Genomic DNA, 16,273 nt, shown 5'->3' with positions numbered 1-16,273 from the left:
CTGGTGGCACGGGAAGAAGGCGCTCCCCATGGCGTGAAGCCGGTGGAATGGCGGCTGTTGACCAATCGGCCGATCGACAGCTTCGAAGCGGCCACCGAATTGATCGACTGGTACCGGGCGCGCTGGGAGATCGAATTGTTCTTCCATGTCCTCAAGAACGGCTGCCGCGTGGAGGCTTTGCAGTTGAGCACGGTGGAACGTCTGGAACGCGCCCTGGCGCTGTTCATGGTGGTGGCCTGGCGGATTGCCCGGCTCATGCGCCTGGGGCGTACCTGCCCCGATCTGGATGCGGCCTTGCTGTTCGAGCAGGATGAATGGCAGGCGGCCTATATCCTGAATCGGAAGAAGGTGCCGAAGACACCACCCAAACTCAACGAACTGGTGCGCCTGGTGGCGATGCTCGGCGGTTTCCTGGCGCGCAAGGGCGACGGCGAGCCGGGCGTGAAGACCATTTGGCTTGGCCTCCAGCGCGTCATGGATTTCGCCGCAGGAATCAGATTCGCTCGCGAGGCTCATGCACTATGAGTTGTGTGTAATGGAATGCCTTTTGTGCCCTCCCTGTTTAACCAATCTTGAGTAATAGGTATCAACGCCTGATAAACACCCTTGGTTGGAGCATTAGGCGCATGCGGATAACCAAGAGCCTCCTGAGACATTCTTTTCAGGGTTGTCTTGATCGCTCCGCCGTCTGTAAATGGGATGCCTCCCTTATTCAATTTGCCGATCAGTTCATTGCTTGTGGCTGCAGCGGCCCGTGAAGCACACGACTCCCAATGCATGAAAGACTTCAGCTGCGGGAAATCATCAAATATCGCTGCGATGCTTTTCTTTACGCTTTCAGTCGCTTTGGCGGCGATATTTTCATCTTCATCCGATATATCCTTTACTTCGGTCTTATCCAATACCCTATAAGCAAACGGGATTAGATTATCCGCCTTTGCGGTTTTCAGCCTTGAAACCAGAAGACTCCAGGCTTCTTCAGCCTCATCAGGAAATGCAGACCAGAAAACAATCAAATATGTCGATGGACTGATCAGCTGTCGAATGAACTTCACTAGCGCCGATACATATAGCTCCGGTTTGTTTTGTGTGGGACCGAGCACATGCAGGTCTGTGAACAGTATCCGAACACCTTCATACGGATTCGTTGGTTCTCGTTCAAGCTTCCCATCAATGATCAAGTGAGACATGATCGGAAGTCCGCACACACCCAAGCCATGCGAAATTTGCCAGAGCTCCTGTTTGACGTCGTCCAGAACAATCACCGGGCAAGAATGATCAATCACAGTGTTCAGCCCTCACCTTTGAAATGCATTACTACCGCAGCGCCATCGAACGCTGTGGGAATATCAACGAAGTCGCGGGCATCGCCAGCCGAGAGCAATTGCAAGCTTCCACCGATGTTGTCCATGACCAACTGGCAGTAGTACAACCCCAACCCCATGCCTCCCACTCGTTTGGTGACAAACGGTTGAACCGCATCAGCTACGCTCACAGAAAACCCCGTTCCGTTATCCACAACAACAATCGCTCCGCCTTCATCTTCCGACCAAGCGCTCTTGATCAGCAAGGCAGGCTTGTGTTCAGGATCCTTGTCGCGTTGATGTCTGTATCCCGTCCAGTAGATTGCGTTGTCTATGATGTTATTCAGCGCACTCAATACGAGGTGCTGTGGCGCCGTGACAAAGAAGTCAGGACTTTCTCCGGTGACGATCGGTGCAGACACTATGACGCCGTGGAATTCGAATCGGACTTCATTCAGCTCGATAGCCTGTTTGACCAGTTCACGCATCGACAACTTGCGTGCCTTACCTTGGCGCAGGAGTACAGAGATCGAATCCAGCATCTTTCGGAGGTCGCCGAGTCCACTGCGCAAGCGCTCCGGAGAAGCCCCTTTCTCAGCCAATGAGGTCAGTGTGCGGATTGAACGGTCGATCTCATGGAATACCAAGGCCAAGCCCATCCCTGCCATACCCGCATTGAGCATGACGGTCCGGACCTGCTCTACTTCCTTTTCAATTGCTTTCACATAAGGTGTAAGCGTCTTCGACAGTTCCTTGTCCTTATCGCACACGCCTTTCAAGCCATCGATTGCTTCCTGCAATTTGATCGTCGAACCGACCTGGGTCCCGTCGTCTCTCAAGGCGGTATCGATGGCTTTGCGATCAGGCTCATGCAGTTTCTCGAAGTGCTGGATTACGCTCAACGAAATCTGGCGGAATCGGGAGAAAGCCTCATCCTCGTTGAAGCCTTCCCGGTTGGTCTTTTCTTGAAGTCCGCTACTGTTCGAAAGGTCAAGCTCGAATGCGGCGACGAGCTGACTTGTGCCAATCCTTTCGGCCGGTTTGTTGATCCGTCGTGCATTCAGCCCAAGCCAATCATCCTCTGGCTCGCCGTAGTTGTAGACCCGGATTCCGTCCCTGAAGACTCGGACTCCAGCCTGATCCTTCAGCCACTGCTTGGTCTGACGGATGTCACTACCCATCAATCGCATGATCTCATCTCGACGATAGAAGACATGAAGCCGACCCTTGATCGCCCCGATACCCGTTAACGCGGTTTGGGGATCGATGAAGATCGGGGCATCATTGGCCGTCTTGGCCTTTCCTTTGGCCTCGCGGTACGCTTCATCCGACCATTCGAGCAATCCTGGTGAGGGGGAGCTCTCTTCCCTTGCTTTCAGCCCTTTGAGCTTTGGGGGAGTGAAATCATATTTCCAAGTGAATCCATCTTCGGACAACTCAAATTCGTAGACCCAAATTGACCGCCGGAGAAGCTCCTTCAGATCCGGAACGTCGTCGATATCCTTCTCGCGCCCGGGTATTTCGAGTGTGACGCGGAAGGAGTCATTCGTCTGGAACGGGCTTTCCAGCGAGACCACCAATCTTTTGAGATCACGTAGATCTTTTCTCGCCCATTCCTTGCGGGTCAGTCCGGATATCTCAATGAGTGTCCCATGTTGATCGCCGGGAAAATCAATTGCATCTGCGCGCTCTGTGACCTGTACCTGTAGTCCACCATCGACATAATCAGAAGAGTCGATCAGATCTTTCCAGCCCAGTTCCACAAGTATCTCTGGAGCACCTTCTGAGCGCGTTACCATCCGAAATCCGCTCCCCAATTTCTGAACAGCTAGACGCCCCACGCCCTTTTCACCCAATGGCATGCGAAAGAATTTTTTGCTTCGCATCCGATTCCGGCCGCGTTTGGAGTCCGTACCGATATCGAGCCAATGATTTTTGACGATATCAGCAGTCATCCCACATCCATCATCACGGATGACGATCTTGTTGGCACGCAGATCGACCAAGACGCCGACATCCTCAGCATCAGCGTCATAAGCATTCTTGACCAATTCAAATATGGCCAACCTGTCATGGCCAACAAGTTGGTCGCCCAAAAGTCTAAGTATGTGGCTGCGAACGCGGAGTGGGACGCTTTCTGTTGTGTTTGTTGACACAGCGAGATCCTGATTGGGCTTGGCGGAATCCGCCAACTATAACCCTACGTATGGGGCACTAGATAGAAAATGACCAAACGCGTGTCTTAGCGCGTTTTGTATCGGTCACGACAATCGAATACGTGTGACTCAACCCTCCGCCACCACCGCCAGCACGCCCTCACCGTAGGCTTCCAGCTTCTTCGTCCCCAGCCCCGATATCTCGCCCAGCTCCGCCAGCGTGGCAGGGCGGCGCGCGGCGATCTCGCGCAGGGTGGCGTCGTGCAGGATGACGTAGGCGGGCACGCCCTTTTCGTTGGCGGTTTCGCGGCGCCAGGCGCGCAGGGACAGGAACAGGGGATCTTCGTCGTCGTGGACGCCGGTTCCGGAGCTGGGGGCGAGGCGCGATTTCTTGCGCGCCGGCCGCGCTTCGATGGCGCGCAGCATCACGGTTTCCTCGCCCTTCAGCACCGGCCTGGCGGCCTGGGTGAGCTTGAGCGCGCCGTAGGCGCTGTGGTCGACCTCCAGCAGCCCGCGCACGACGAGCTGGCGCAGCACGGCGCGCCAGACCTTGTCGGTCTGGCTGGCGCCGATGCCGAACACGCTCAACTGGCTGTGGCCGAAGCGGTCGATTTTCTCGGTGGCCTTGCCGAGCAGCACGTCGATGACGTGGCCGGCGCCGAAGCGCTGGCCGGTGCGGTAGACGGTGGACAACAACTTCTGCGCGGCCTCGGTGCCGTCCCACAGCGTGGGTGGGTTGAGGCAGACGTCGCAGTTGCCGCAGGGCTGGCTGGTTTCGCCGAAGTAGGCGAGCAGCGCGACGCGGCGGCAGCTCGCCGCTTCGCACAAGCCGACCAGGGCATCGAGCTTGGCGTGGCCGATGCGCTTGTGCGCGTCTTCGGCCTCGCCCTCGTCGATGAAGCGACGCTGCGTGACGACGTCCTGCAGCCCCCACGCCATCCATGCCTCGGCCGGCTCGCCGTCGCGCCCTGCGCGGCCGGTTTCCTGGTAGTAGCCCTCGACCGAGCGCGGCAGGTCGAGGTGCGCGACGAAGCGCACGTCGGGCTTGTCGATGCCCATGCCGAAGGCGAGCGTGGCGACCATGACGACGCCGTCCTCGCGCAGGAATCTTTCCTGGTGACGGCGGCGGGTGTCGTTGTCCATGCCGCCGTGATACGCCAGCGCGGTGAGGCCGGCCTGCACGAGCGCGTCGGCGGTTTCCTCGACTTTCTTGCGCGTGCTGCAGTAGACGATGCCCGCCTCGCCCTTATGTTCACCGAGGAAATCCAGCAGCTGGCGGCGCGGCTCGGTTTTTTCGCTGATGCGGTAGCGGATGTTGGGGCGGTCGAAGCTGGCGACAAAGACGCGCGCGGCGCCAAGATCCAGACGCTGCAGGATTTCGGCGCGGGTGGCGGCGTCGGCGGTGGCGGTCAAGGCAATCCGCGGCACCTCGGGAAAGCGCTCGTGCAGCGCCGACAGGCCAAGGTATTCCGGGCGGAAGTCGTGCCCCCACTGCGACACGCAGTGCGCCTCGTCGATGGCGAACAGCGACACGCGGGCGTCGTCGAGCAGGCTCTGGAAACGCGGCGTCAGCAGGCGTTCCGGGGCAACGTACAAGAGCTTGAGTTGCCCGGTGGCAAATTCGCGCTCGACCTGCATCGCCGCTGCGCCGTCGAGGCTCGAATTGAGAAACGCCGCTGCGATGCCGAGTTCCTGCAGCGCCGCGACCTGGTCCTGCATCAGCGCGATCAGCGGCGACACCACCACCGCGCAGCCCTCGCGCAGCAGCGCCGGAATCTGGTAGCACAGCGACTTGCCGCCGCCGGTCGGCATCAGCACCAGCGCGTCGCCGCCCGCCGCGACGGTGTCGACGATGGCCGCCTGTTCGCCGCGGAACGCGGGGTAGCCGAAAACGCGGTGGAGCAGGCTTAAGGGGGTGTCGGGCATGGGAAAACGGCAGCGGGCGCGGGTTGGGGTCAGATTATCCGGATGAAAGCGGGCTGATTTGGCTACTTCAGGGGGAAAATCGCGGTGTCACATCGGCTATAATTGTGTCACGTTTTGCTCCTGGAGCGCTCGATGAAAACCCTGACCGTCCGCGAAGCCCGCGAAGGCCTGTCGCACCCCGACCAGATGTTCGCCGACAGCGACGAAGTGCTGGTGGTGAAGCATGGCGAGCCGGTGGCGCGGATTTTGCCGGTGGAACCCAGGCGCCGGGTCCGTTCGTTGCGCGCCTTTCTCGAAAGCCAGCCCATGCAAACGGTTCCCAGCGAGGATCTGCTGGCGGAAGAGCGCGAGGATCGCGTTTGAGCGCCTATATCGACACCAGCGCGCTGGCCAAATGCTATATCCGCGAGCCGCGCTCGCTGGACGTGCTCGACTGGGCCGATGCCCAGGATGAGGTCGTGACCAGCCCGCTCACCCTGGTGGAATTCCGCTGCGTGCTGGCCCGCCGGCGCCGCGCCCAGCAGATCGACCTGCCGCTTGAGCGCGTTGCCCTCGCTGAATTTGACCGCGACGTACAAGCCAATTCCTGGCGCATCCAGCAGGACGCGCCCAGCCTGTTCCTTGAGGCGCGGCAACTGATCGACCTGGTTCCGGAATTGCCCCTGCGCGCGCTGGATGCGCTGCACCTGGCTTACGCCCGTCATTTCGGCGCAAGCAGTTTCGCCACCGCCGACAAGCATCAAGCCGAGGCGGCCAAAGCACTTGGCCTTCCCGTCGCCATTTTTTACTAACCCCCTTTTATCGAATTGGCATCATGACCGAAACCACCGCCCCCGCCCTCGACGAAAACCAGATCATCGCCGAGCGCCGCGCCAAGCTCGCCGCGATCCGCGAGACGGGCATCGCCTTCCCCAACGACTTCGAGCGCCGCGACTACGCCGGCAAGCTGGCCGCCGCCCATGGCGAGAAGAGCAAGGAGACGCTGGAGGCCGAGGGCGTCGAGGTGCAGCTGGCCGGCCGCATGATGCTGAAGCGGGTGATGGGCAAGGCGAGCTTCGCCACCCTGCAGGACATGAGCGGACGCATCCAGGTCTACGTGTCGAACGACCTCACCGGCACCGACGCACACGAGGCCTTCAAGCACTGGGACTTGGGCGATTTCATCGGCGTCGCCGGCACCCTGTTCAAGACCAACAAGGGCGAGCTGACCATCCAGGCCAAGTCGATCCGCCTGCTCTCCAAGGCGCTGCGGCCGCTGCCGGAAAAATTCCACGGCCTTGCCGACCAGGAGCAGAAATACCGCCAGCGCTACCTCGACCTCATCACCAACGACGACGCGCGCAAGACCTTCATGCGCCGCTCGAAGATCATCCAGGCGATCCGCGAGTTCATGACCGGCCACGGCTTCCTCGAAGTCGAGACGCCGATGATGCATCCCATCCCCGGCGGCGCCGCGGCGAAGCCGTTTGCCACCCATCACAACGCGCTCGACATGGAGCTGTTCCTGCGCATCGCGCCCGAGCTGTACCTGAAGCGGCTGGTGGTCGGCGGCTTCGAGAAGGTGTTCGAGATCAACCGCAACTTCCGCAACGAAGGGCTTTCCACGCGGCACAACCCCGAGTTCACCATGATGGAGTTCTACGAGGCCTACCGCGAATACCGCTACCTGATGGACTACACCGAGGCGCTAATCCGCCACACCGCGGTCGCCGCCACCGGCTCCACCACGGTCGTCTACCAGGGCAACGAAATCGAACTCGGCAAGCCGTTCGACCGCCTCACCATCGTCGAGGCGATCCGCAAATACAATCCCCAGTACACGGTCGAACAACTGAACGACCGCGACTGGCTGATCGCGCAGTTCACCGCGATGAAAGCCAAGTACAAGCCGCAGGACGGCATCGGCGGCCTGCAGCTGTCCTTCTTCGAGGAGACCACGGAGGCGCTCCTGATCCAGCCCACCTTCATCATCGACTACCCGGCCGAAGTCTCGCCGCTGGCACGCCGCTCCGATTCCCAGCCCGACATCACCGAACGCTTCGAGCTGTTCATCACCGGTCGCGAAATGGCCAACGGTTTCTCCGAGCTGAACGACGCCGAGGACCAGGCCGAGCGCTTCATGGAACAGGTGCGGCAGAAGGAAGCCGGCGACGAGGAAGCGATGCACTACGACGCCGACTTCATCCGCGCGCTGGAACACGGCCTGCCGCCCACCGGCGGCTGCGGCATCGGCATCGACCGGCTGGTAATGCTGCTGACCGATTCGCCGAGCATCCGCGACGTCATCCTGTTTCCGCAGATGCGGCGGGAAAGTTAATCGGCCCGCGGATGCCCGCGAAGGCTGACTCCTCTCACTCAAATCGACCCCATACGTCTATCCATTCTTCAGGCCACACCATCATGACCGACGCCTTCAACACCCACGATTCCTTTTCCACCGGCACCGGCAATCACCGCTTCGCCTCGCTGAAGAAGCTCGAAACCGCGCTCGGCGTTTCGCTGGCACGGCTGCCGGTGTCGATCCGCGTCGTGCTGGAGTCGGTGCTGAGAAACTGCGACGGGGTGAAGGTAACGCCAGAGCATGTGAAACAGCTGGCCGGCTGGAAGCCGAACGCCGAACGCACCGAGGAAATTCCCTTCACCGTGGCGCGCGTGATCCTGCAGGACTTCACCGGCGTGCCGCTCCTGGCCGACCTCGCGGCGATGCGCTCCGCTGCGCAGAAAATCGGCAAGGATCCGAAGAAGATCGAGCCGCTGGTGCCGGTCGACATGGTGGTCGACCACTCCATTCAGGTCGACAAATTCGGCACCCCTGACGCGCTCGACCTCAACATGAAAATCGAGTTCGAGCGCAACCTCGAGCGCTACCAGTTCCTCAAGTGGGGCATGCAGGCCTTCGACACCTTCAAGGTGGTGCCGCCCGGCGTCGGCATCGTGCATCAGGTGAACATGGAATACCTGGCGCGCGGCGTGATGGAAAAGGATGGCATGGCCTATCCCGACACGCTGGTGGGCACGGATTCCCACACCACCATGATCAACGGCCTCGGCGTGGTCGCCTGGGGCGTCGGCGGCATCGAGGCGGAAGCCGCGATGCTGGGCCAGCCGGTGTATTTCCTCACCCCCGACGTCGTCGGCGTCAACCTCACCGGCAGCGTCAAGCCGGGCGTCACCGCCACCGACGTGGTGCTGACCGTCACCGAGATGCTGCGCCGCGCCAAGGTCGTCGGCAAGTTCGTCGAGTTCTTCGGCGAAGGCGCCGCCGCGCTGCCGGTGACCGACCGCGCAACCATCGCCAACATGGCGCCGGAATACGGCGCGACCATGGGCTTCTTCCCGGTCGACGGGGCGACTTGCCAGTACTTCGCCGCGACCGGCCGCAACGCCGCGCAGGTCGACCTGATCCGCGCCTACTACCAGGCGCAGAACCTCTTCGGCATCCCCAAGGCGGGCGAGATCGACTACTCGCAGACGCTCGACCTCGACCTCTCCACGGTCGAGCCTTCGATCGCCGGCCCCAAGCGGCCGCAGGACCGCATTCCGCTGTCCGCGATCGAGACGACTTTCGACACGCTGATGCAAAAGCCGCGGGAAGACGGCGGCTACGGCAAGACCGCGGAAGACCTGCGCCGCACCTACACGGTCGAAGGCGGCGGCGAGCTGCGCCACGGCAGCGTGGTCATCGCGGCGATCACCTCCTGCACCAACACCTCCAACCCCGGCGTGATGATCGCCGCCGGCCTGCTGGCGAAGAAGGCGGTCGAGCTCGGCCTCTACACCCCGTCCCACGTCAAGACCAGCATGGGCCCCGGCTCGCGCGCGGTAACCGAATATCTCAAGGCGGCCGGCCTGCTGACCTATCTCGAACAGCTGGGCTTCTCGGTCGTCGGTTACGGCTGCACCACCTGCATCGGCAACTCCGGCCCGCTGCCGGAAGCGATCGAGAAGACCGTGCTCGACAACGACCTGGTCGCCTGCTCGGTGCTATCGGGCAACCGCAACTTCGAGGCGCGGGTGCACCAGAACGTCAAGGCCAACTTCCTGATGTCGCCGCCGCTGGTGGTGGCGTTCGCGCTGGCCGGGCGGGTGCCGTTCGATGTCGAGAAGGAACCGATCGGCGCCGGCAAGAACGGCCCGGTGTACCTGAAGGACATCTGGCCGGGCAACGACGAAATCGCCGCGCTGCTGCACCATTCCACCGATGCCGGCGCCTACAAGAACTACGCCGACGTCGGCGCCGGCAACCCGCTGTGGGACGGCGTGCCGGCGCCAGCCGGCGCCGTCTATGCATGGGATGCCGCTTCCACCTACATCCAGGAGCCGCCCTTCTTTGTCGGCGGCAAGGCCGCCGCTCCCGCGATCAAGGGCGCGCGCGCGCTGGCGATCTTCGGCGACTCGGTCACCACCGACCACATCAGCCCGGCCGGCGGCATCAAGCCGACCTCGCCGGCCGGCCTCTACCTCACCGAACACGGCGTGCAGAAGGCCGACTTCAACAGCTACGGCGCGCGCCGCGGCAACCATGAAGTGATGATGCGCGGCACCTTCGCCAACGTGCGCATCAAGAACCTGATGATCCCCGGCAGCGAGGGCGGTATCACCCTGAAGGACGGCGAGCAGAAGCCGATCTACGACGCCGCCATGGAATATCAGCGCGACGGCATGCCGCTGATGATCTTCGCCGGCGAGGAATACGGCACCGGCTCGTCGCGCGACTGGGCGGCCAAGGGCACCACGCTGCTCGGCGTGAAGGCGGTCGTCGCCAAGAGCTTCGAGCGCATCCACCGCGCCAACCTCGCCGGCATGGGCGTGCTGCCCTGCCAGTTCAAGGACGGCGTCGATGCGGCCACCCTGAAACTCGACGGCAGCGAAACCTTCGACCTCGAAGGCACCGAAGCCGGCATCGCCCCGCAACAGGACGTCACGCTGGTGATCCACCGCGCCACCGGCGAAACCGAACGCGTCGCCCTCAAGCTGCGCATCGATACGCCGATCGAGGTCGAGTACTACAACAAGGGCGGAATCCTGCCGTTCGTGCTGGGCCAGCTGGTGAGCTGACCCCCGGGCGGGCAGCCTCGCCATTCGCGCAATACGGTTCCCGGCGGGCCGGCCTCCGTATTGTTCCGCGCTGAATGCCGCGGCCCCAGGCTCATGCCTGGAATGGGTCAGAAGGTGAAACGCCGCGCAAACAGTTCGCCGATCCTGGCGGACGCCAGCGGCTTGCTGACGATATAACCCTGAATTTCGTCGCAGCCGTTCTGCCGCAAAAACGCCACCTGATCGGCCAGCTCGACCCCTTCGGCCACCACGCGCAGCTTCAAGGCGTGCGCCAGACGGATGATGGCGTTGACGATTTCGGCGTCGTCGCTGTCGGTCAGCACATCGCTGACGAAGCTCCTGTCGATTTTCAGCGCATCGATCGGCATGCGCTTCAACTGGCCGAGGTTGGAATACCCCGTGCCGAAATCGTCGATGTAAACGTGCAGCCCACGCTGGCGCAGCGCCTCCAGCATGCCGAAGCTGCGCACGGGATTATCCATCGCCGCGCTCTCGGTCACTTCCAGCTGCAAATGCGCAGGGTCCATTCCGGTTTCCTGCAGGATGGCATCGATATCGTCGATCAGGTGCGCATCGGAAAACTGCCGCGGCGACAGGTTGACGGCCACCGGCGGCGGGTCGCATCCGGCATCGCGCCAGGCGATCCACTGTTCGCACGCCGCCCGCACGACCCAGCGGCCCAGCGGGACGATCAGGCCGGTTTCCTCGGCCACCGGGATCAACTGTTCGGAGCCGACGCTGGCGCCCGTGCCGGGAAGCCAGCGAACCAGCGCCTCCAGCCCCACCACCCGGCCGCTGGCGAGATCGACCTTGGGCTGGTAGAGCAGCGCCAGTTCGTCGCGCTCGAGCGCCTGGCGCAAGCCGCTTTCCAGCGTCTGCAACTGCTGCGCCACCGTATTCAATTCGTCGCTGAAGTACTCGAAGCCGCTGCGGCGATGCTTGGCCTGGTACATCGCCAGATCGGCCTGACGCAGCAGGGTATGGGCGTCGAGGCCGTCGTCCGGATACACGCTGATGCCGATGCTGGCGCCGATGGCGTAACGCCGCTGCGCCAGCCTGAAGGGCTCGGCCAGCGCCTGAAGCAGCTTGTGCGCCACCCGGCTGGCCGTCCGCGAGGCCGGCGCATGGGTCAGGATGACGGCGAATTCGTCGCCGCCCAGGCGGGCGACGAAGTCGTCGGCACGCAGCTGTTCGTCCAGCCGGTTGGCGACGATGCGCAGCACCTGATCGCCCACTTCGTGGCCCTGCGAGTCGTTGATGTGCTTGAAGCGGTCGAGGTCGATGAACAGCAGCGAAACCTGGGATTTCTCACGCTGCGCGCGCGCCAGCGCATGACCGAGGAAATCCTGGAAATACGAGCGATTGGGCAGGCCGGTGAGCGGGTCGTGATTGGCCAGCATGTCGAGCCGCATTTCGGAATAGCGGCGCTCGGCCAGCGCGGCCGACACGAACAGGCCGCCCAGCGCCATGGTCATCATGCTGACCTGCAGCGCGAATACATCGCGCGGACTCGCGGCGCCCGCGAGTCCGCCGTAGGAGGCAACCGCCACGCCCAGCACGATGAGCGCCGACAGGAAAATCGCCAGGCTGGCGCCGGTCACCGAAAACCGCAGCGCGGCCCACAGCACTGCCGGCATCATCACGAACAGGACGATTTCGGCGGGCCGCAAGGGCTCGACATACTCCATCATCGCCAGCGTCAGCACCAGCATGCCGAGCATCAGTGCCAGGCCTTCCAGCCGCGCGCCCCTGTTGGTCGGCAGCAAATCCCAGCGTGCCGCCGTCAGCAGCAGCGGTGCGATCAGATACACCCCCAGCAGATCGCCCAGCCACCCTACCCACAAGCCCTGCAATACCGTGCCGGCCGGCAGGTCGGCAAAGAAGTACAGGCTGAGCACGCCCGTCAGCGCGCTCATCGCACAGCCCAGCGGGGCGGCCACCAGCGCAAACTTGGCGACGCTGGAGACGTAATCGAGGGTGGCGCTGAAAGGCTGCAGGTAACGCGGCAGATATCCGATGATCCACGCTTCCGCAGCCGCGCCGAGCGCAAAGCGGAATGCCGCGTCCGGCGGCAGGATCTGGCTGTTGATCGCGAACGATCCCAGTGCCGCCCCCGCCACACCGGCCGCGCCAAAGCGCAGGCTCGCCATGGCGCCGACGCCGGCCGCCAGCCAGACGGCGGCGACCACGTCGGCAACATAAGCCGCAAGCTTGAGGCTGAGCCAGCCTGCCAGCGCATACGCCAGCGCCGTCAGTCCGGCGATCAGCGCAAAGCGCCTGACCTCGGCGAAGCCCGGCAGCGGCAGACGAGCCAAGGCGCGGAAGCCTGTCTACGGCACGGGATCGAGTTCGGCGCGCACCGACTCCAGCGCGTCCTTGAGGGTTTCCTCGGACAGTCCGTTGAGCTGCTCCGCCAGCATTTCGGCCGCATCGATGGTGTCGGCTTCGTCGGGCAGGCTGTCGGTGTCGAGATTGGCCACGAACACCGCCGCCGCCCCCGTCACCTGCAACAGCTGGCGGCGCTCGTTCATCAGCATTTCGATTTCGCCGCGCAACAGGCGGACTTCGTCTTCTTTCATGGCGTGCAGGGTCATGCTTGTCTCCGTGTTTACTACTTGGGTCAGCCAAACAGAGTTAACACTCCGGTGTAGCCATAGAGGCGGTCGCGGAAAATTTCACCGTTGGCGAAAAATCCCACCAGCGGAAAATCCCCGAGGGTGGCGCGAATCAGTTCCATTTCCCGGTTCGGCGCGCCGAACATGTGCCGGCCGCGCCCCAGGCAGGAATAATACACGCCGCCCCGGATCGGCGAGCCCAGTTGCGCCCCGATGGCTGTCAGCATCCGCAACAGGTCGTCTTCGGCCGTTTGCCGGTCGCGGCGGCAGAACAGCAGCTCATCTCCCGGCTCGACGGTTTCGCTGACCGCCACCAGGTGGTTCTGCGGATCGACGCCGAGAATATTGCGCACCAGATAATCGCCGGTATCCGATCCGCGCACCGGCAGGCCGACAAAGATATAGCCGGCCGCACGCCGCAGGTCGTGCGCCAGCACTTCGCCGATCTCTTCCTTCATCACCTCCAGCGCCGGGCGCTCATCCAGGCTGCCGACGATGTTCTTGCTGGCGGTGGTGATGCGATGGCGCGGCCCCAGCGGCGAAATGCCTTGCGTCAGCCGTGTCGCCAGCTTCACCCGTTCACCGAACAGCACCCCGGACAGGCCGCCGCTCACCACACCATCGCTGATCTGAGCGGTCTCGCCGCGCGAGCTCGACAGCCCGCCGACGACAAAACTGCCCGACACGTGCTCGGAGAGGCGCTCGATCAGCTCCTGAATATGCGCGTTCTCCGGGTCGCCATGCACCATCGCGACATACGCATCCGACGGCTGCGCAGCGACGTCCTGCAGCGTGCGCAACACCGGCAGCATGCGGAAGTCAGCCGGCGCGAACTCACCCAGCATCACCGCCATTGCCGGCTGTTCCAGGTATTCCACGCCTGTGGCGCAGACCCCCACGCCCACGCTGCCGGTCCAGTGCGTCACCCCGGTCGCGCTCCTGAAAAACGCCAGGATTGCGGCGAGCTCGCCGGCGAAGGCATCCGATACATACAGAAATCCCAGCGTCGCCGTGGAGGGAATTGCGCCCAGCTGGCCCATGCAGTCCTGCGCGGCATGTGTCCAGTCGGCGTGCGCAGCGTGGGCGAATTTGAAAGGGGAAGTCATGTCGGTTGAACGGCGGTCGCAGCAGGCCTGGCCGCTGGCGGCCGCGGCCTGCCGATGCTCAGTAGCCCGTCTGGCTGCTGCGCGGCAATTCGCCTTCGCCGAAGAAATTCCACAGCAGATGGGCGACCACTTCGGGGGCGATCACGGTGTGCTGGTTATGGGTTTCCTGCAGCGCGGCCCGCAGTTTCTTGCGCAATTCGGGGTCGCCGGTCAGGTCGAAAATGATGTCGACCTTGGCGCCCATCGAGACCACCTCCATCGCATCCTTGAACACCGGCACCTTGCTGTGGGCAAAGCCCAGCGCGACGGGCGACTCCAGATTGCGATGCGCAACGGCAACGATTTCCACGTTGACGCCGTCTTCCTGGATCTTCTCCAGAAAATGCTCGGCAAACTTTTCTCCGACCTCCCCCAGGCCCAGCAGGGCGACCTTGACGGCATGACTCATGAACAACTCTCCTCGTATCGATTATGGTTGGCAACGGGATATTCCGTCCCGTTGGCGCATTTCTTGCGCACCGGAAGCATACGGTCCCCGCACGCGCCTGTCGATACTGGCCCCGGTCCGCCGCGCTGCCCACCCTCGCCTGTTCACGCCCACGGGCCAGGCGATATGATGCGGGCTGTCGACCCAAGGCCCTCCCATGCCAGATACCGCTCCGCTCTATCCGCCGCTCACCCCCTACGCCAGCGGCATGCTGGAAACCGCCGGCGTCCACCGCATCTACTGGGAAACCTCCGGCAACCCGGACGGCATCCCGGTATTGTTCGTGCACGGCGGCCCCGGCTCCGGCACCTCGCCCAACCAGCGGCGCTTCTTCGATCCGGCCCGCTACCGCATCGTCCTGTTCGACCAGCGCGGCTGCGGCCGCTCGACCCCGCATGGCGAGCTCGCCGACAACACCACGCCGCACCTGATCGCCGACATGGAAGCGCTGCGCGTCGAACTCGGCATCGACAGCTGGCTGGTTTTCGGCGGCTCATGGGGATCGACCCTGGCACTGGCCTACGCCGAGGCCCACCCGGAACGCTGCCGCGGGCTGGTGCTGCGCGGGATCTTCCTGTGCCGCAAGAGCGAGATCGACTGGTTTCTCAAGGGCATCCGCGCCTTCTTTCCCGAGGCGCAGCGCAAGCTCGCGGAGTTCATCCCCGAAACCGAGCGCCACGACCTGCTCGGCGCCTATCACCGCCGCCTGCTCGATCCGGACCCGGCCGTGCACCAGCCGGCTGCCCATGAGTGGGCCACCTTCGAGGCGTCCTGCTCGACCCTGCTGCCCAGCGCGGAACTCGTCGCCGCGTTCGGCCGCGACAAGACCGCGCTTTCGCTTGCAAGGATCGAGGCGCACTATTTCGCGAATGACATCTTCCTGCCCGACAACAGCCTGCTCGCCAACGTCGGGCGATTGCGCGCCATTCCCGCCGTCATCGTGCAGGGACGCTACGACGCCGTCTGCCCGATCGTTTCGGCCGACGAACTGGCGCGCGCCTGGCCCGAGGCCCGCTATGTGATCGTGGCGGATGCCGGCCACTCGGCTTTCGAGCCGGGCATCAGCCGCGAACTCGTCGCCGCGTGCGACCGTTTTGCCCAGAGCGGAGCCTTCGACTGATGGCCCTGTCGCCCTATGTCTTCGATGCCAGCGCCGAGAACTTCAACCGGCTGGTGCTGGAAAACTCGCACAAGGGTCCGGTGCTGGTGCACTTCTGGACCCCCAAGGCCGGTCCCTGCTTCATCCTGATGCCGCGCCTGGTCAAGCTCGCCGCCGAATACGGCGGCAAGTTCCTGCTCGTCATGCTGAACGCAGAGGAGCTGCCCGAGCTGGCGCGGCGCTTCGGCGTCAACTCGGTGCCGACGGTGAAGTTCTTCTGGCGCGGCGAAGTCGCCCACACCATCCATGGCGCCGACCCCGACAGCAGCTTTCGCGAGGTGCTCGACCGCTTCATCGCCGGCGACGCCAACCGCGCCCATGCGCTGGGCATGGCGGCCTGGCAGGCGGGCAATAGCCAGCAGGCGCGCATGCTGCTCGCCAACGCGGCGATGGCCGAACCCGACAATCTGGCGATCCCGCGCGACCTCGCCAAACTGCTGTGGGCCGAGGGCGAAGGCGAAC

General features: G+C 63.3%; 14 protein-coding genes. 7 read left to right on the top strand and 7 right to left on the bottom strand.

The features are described 5' to 3' along the window. A partial coding sequence (locus tag BGO62_RS07105) for an IS4 family transposase (RefSeq protein WP_296640691.1) occupies positions 1-525 on the top strand: 525 nt, incomplete at its 5' end. Here BGO62_RS07105 and BGO62_RS07100 read toward each other — a convergent pair. From BGO62_RS07100 to recQ, 3 genes are all read right to left on the bottom strand, one after another. Further along, positions 513-1,286, bottom strand: a complete 774-nt coding sequence (locus BGO62_RS07100) for a hypothetical protein (protein ID WP_296640689.1) — start codon at positions 1,284-1,286, stop codon at positions 513-515. The two genes, BGO62_RS07105 and BGO62_RS07100, sit on opposite strands and share 13 nt — an antisense overlap. A 5-nt stretch (positions 1,287-1,291) precedes the next feature. After that, entirely contained in the window at positions 1,292-3,370 is a 2,079-nt protein-coding gene (locus BGO62_RS07095; RefSeq protein WP_296640687.1) for an ATP-binding protein, read from the bottom strand. 219 nt (positions 3,371-3,589) lie between these two features. Then, positions 3,590-5,386 (bottom strand): DNA helicase RecQ, encoded by a 1,797-nt coding sequence (gene recQ / locus BGO62_RS07090; RefSeq protein WP_296640686.1) that lies wholly within the window; start codon positions 5,384-5,386, stop codon positions 3,590-3,592. Between the two features lie 132 nt (positions 5,387-5,518). Between recQ and BGO62_RS07085 the strand changes: the two genes are divergently transcribed. The 4 genes from BGO62_RS07085 to acnA all read left to right on the top strand — a co-directional run bounded on the left by BGO62_RS07085 (position 5,519) and on the right by acnA (position 10,444). Then, positions 5,519-5,749: a type II toxin-antitoxin system prevent-host-death family antitoxin gene (locus BGO62_RS07085; RefSeq protein ID WP_296640685.1), complete on the top strand. Its 231-nt coding sequence runs from the start codon at positions 5,519-5,521 to the stop codon at positions 5,747-5,749. Further along, complete coding sequence (locus BGO62_RS07080) at positions 5,746-6,177, top strand: type II toxin-antitoxin system VapC family toxin (protein ID WP_296640684.1); 432 nt, start codon at positions 5,746-5,748, stop codon at positions 6,175-6,177. The genes BGO62_RS07085 and BGO62_RS07080 overlap by 4 nt, the downstream gene beginning before the upstream one ends. A gap of 23 nt (positions 6,178-6,200) precedes the next feature. After that, positions 6,201-7,703, top strand: coding sequence for a lysine--tRNA ligase (lysS, locus tag BGO62_RS07075; RefSeq protein ID WP_296640682.1), 1,503 nt, complete (start codon positions 6,201-6,203; stop codon positions 7,701-7,703). An 83-nt stretch (positions 7,704-7,786) separates the two neighbouring features. Beyond that, positions 7,787-10,444, top strand: a complete 2,658-nt coding sequence (gene acnA / locus BGO62_RS07070) for an aconitate hydratase AcnA (protein WP_296640678.1) — start codon at positions 7,787-7,789, stop codon at positions 10,442-10,444. A gap of 107 nt (positions 10,445-10,551) precedes the next feature. Here the strand turns inward: acnA and BGO62_RS07065 are convergent, their stop codons facing one another. Genes BGO62_RS07065 through BGO62_RS07050 form a run of 4 tightly spaced genes read right to left on the bottom strand, consistent with a single transcriptional unit; the run spans position 10,552 to position 14,613 of the window. Next, positions 10,552-12,759 carry an EAL domain-containing protein gene (locus BGO62_RS07065; RefSeq protein ID WP_296640674.1) on the bottom strand — a complete coding sequence of 736 codons (2,208 nt, stop codon included), beginning with the start codon at positions 12,757-12,759 and terminating at the stop codon, positions 10,552-10,554. A 15-nt stretch (positions 12,760-12,774) separates the two neighbouring features. After that, the gene (locus BGO62_RS07060; RefSeq protein WP_296640672.1) at positions 12,775-13,038 is read right to left on the bottom strand and encodes a hypothetical protein; all 264 of its coding nucleotides are present in this window, start codon (positions 13,036-13,038) and stop codon (positions 12,775-12,777) included. 26 nt (positions 13,039-13,064) lie between these two features. Continuing rightward, entirely contained in the window at positions 13,065-14,165 is a 1,101-nt protein-coding gene (locus tag BGO62_RS07055) for an FIST C-terminal domain-containing protein (RefSeq protein WP_296640668.1), read from the bottom strand. A 58-nt stretch (positions 14,166-14,223) separates the two neighbouring features. Next, the gene (locus BGO62_RS07050; protein ID WP_296640664.1) at positions 14,224-14,613 is read right to left on the bottom strand and encodes a hypothetical protein; all 390 of its coding nucleotides are present in this window, start codon (positions 14,611-14,613) and stop codon (positions 14,224-14,226) included. Between the two features lie 196 nt (positions 14,614-14,809). Here BGO62_RS07050 and pip point away from each other — a divergent pair, with 196 nt between their 5' ends. Beyond that, complete coding sequence (gene pip / locus BGO62_RS07045; protein ID WP_296640660.1) at positions 14,810-15,772, top strand: prolyl aminopeptidase; 963 nt, start codon at positions 14,810-14,812, stop codon at positions 15,770-15,772. Beyond that, on the top strand, positions 15,772-16,273 hold a 502-nt coding region (locus tag BGO62_RS07040), incomplete at its 3' end, for a thioredoxin domain-containing protein (protein ID WP_296640659.1). The genes pip and BGO62_RS07040, both read left to right, overlap by 1 nt.

It is taken from the genome of Thiobacillus sp. 65-1402 (assembly GCF_001897685.1).
Classification (GTDB): Bacteria; Pseudomonadota; Gammaproteobacteria; order Burkholderiales; family Thiobacillaceae; genus Thiobacillus.
Note: the sequence above shows the minus strand (reverse complement) of the source record. Positions and strands in the feature narration are given on the sequence as shown.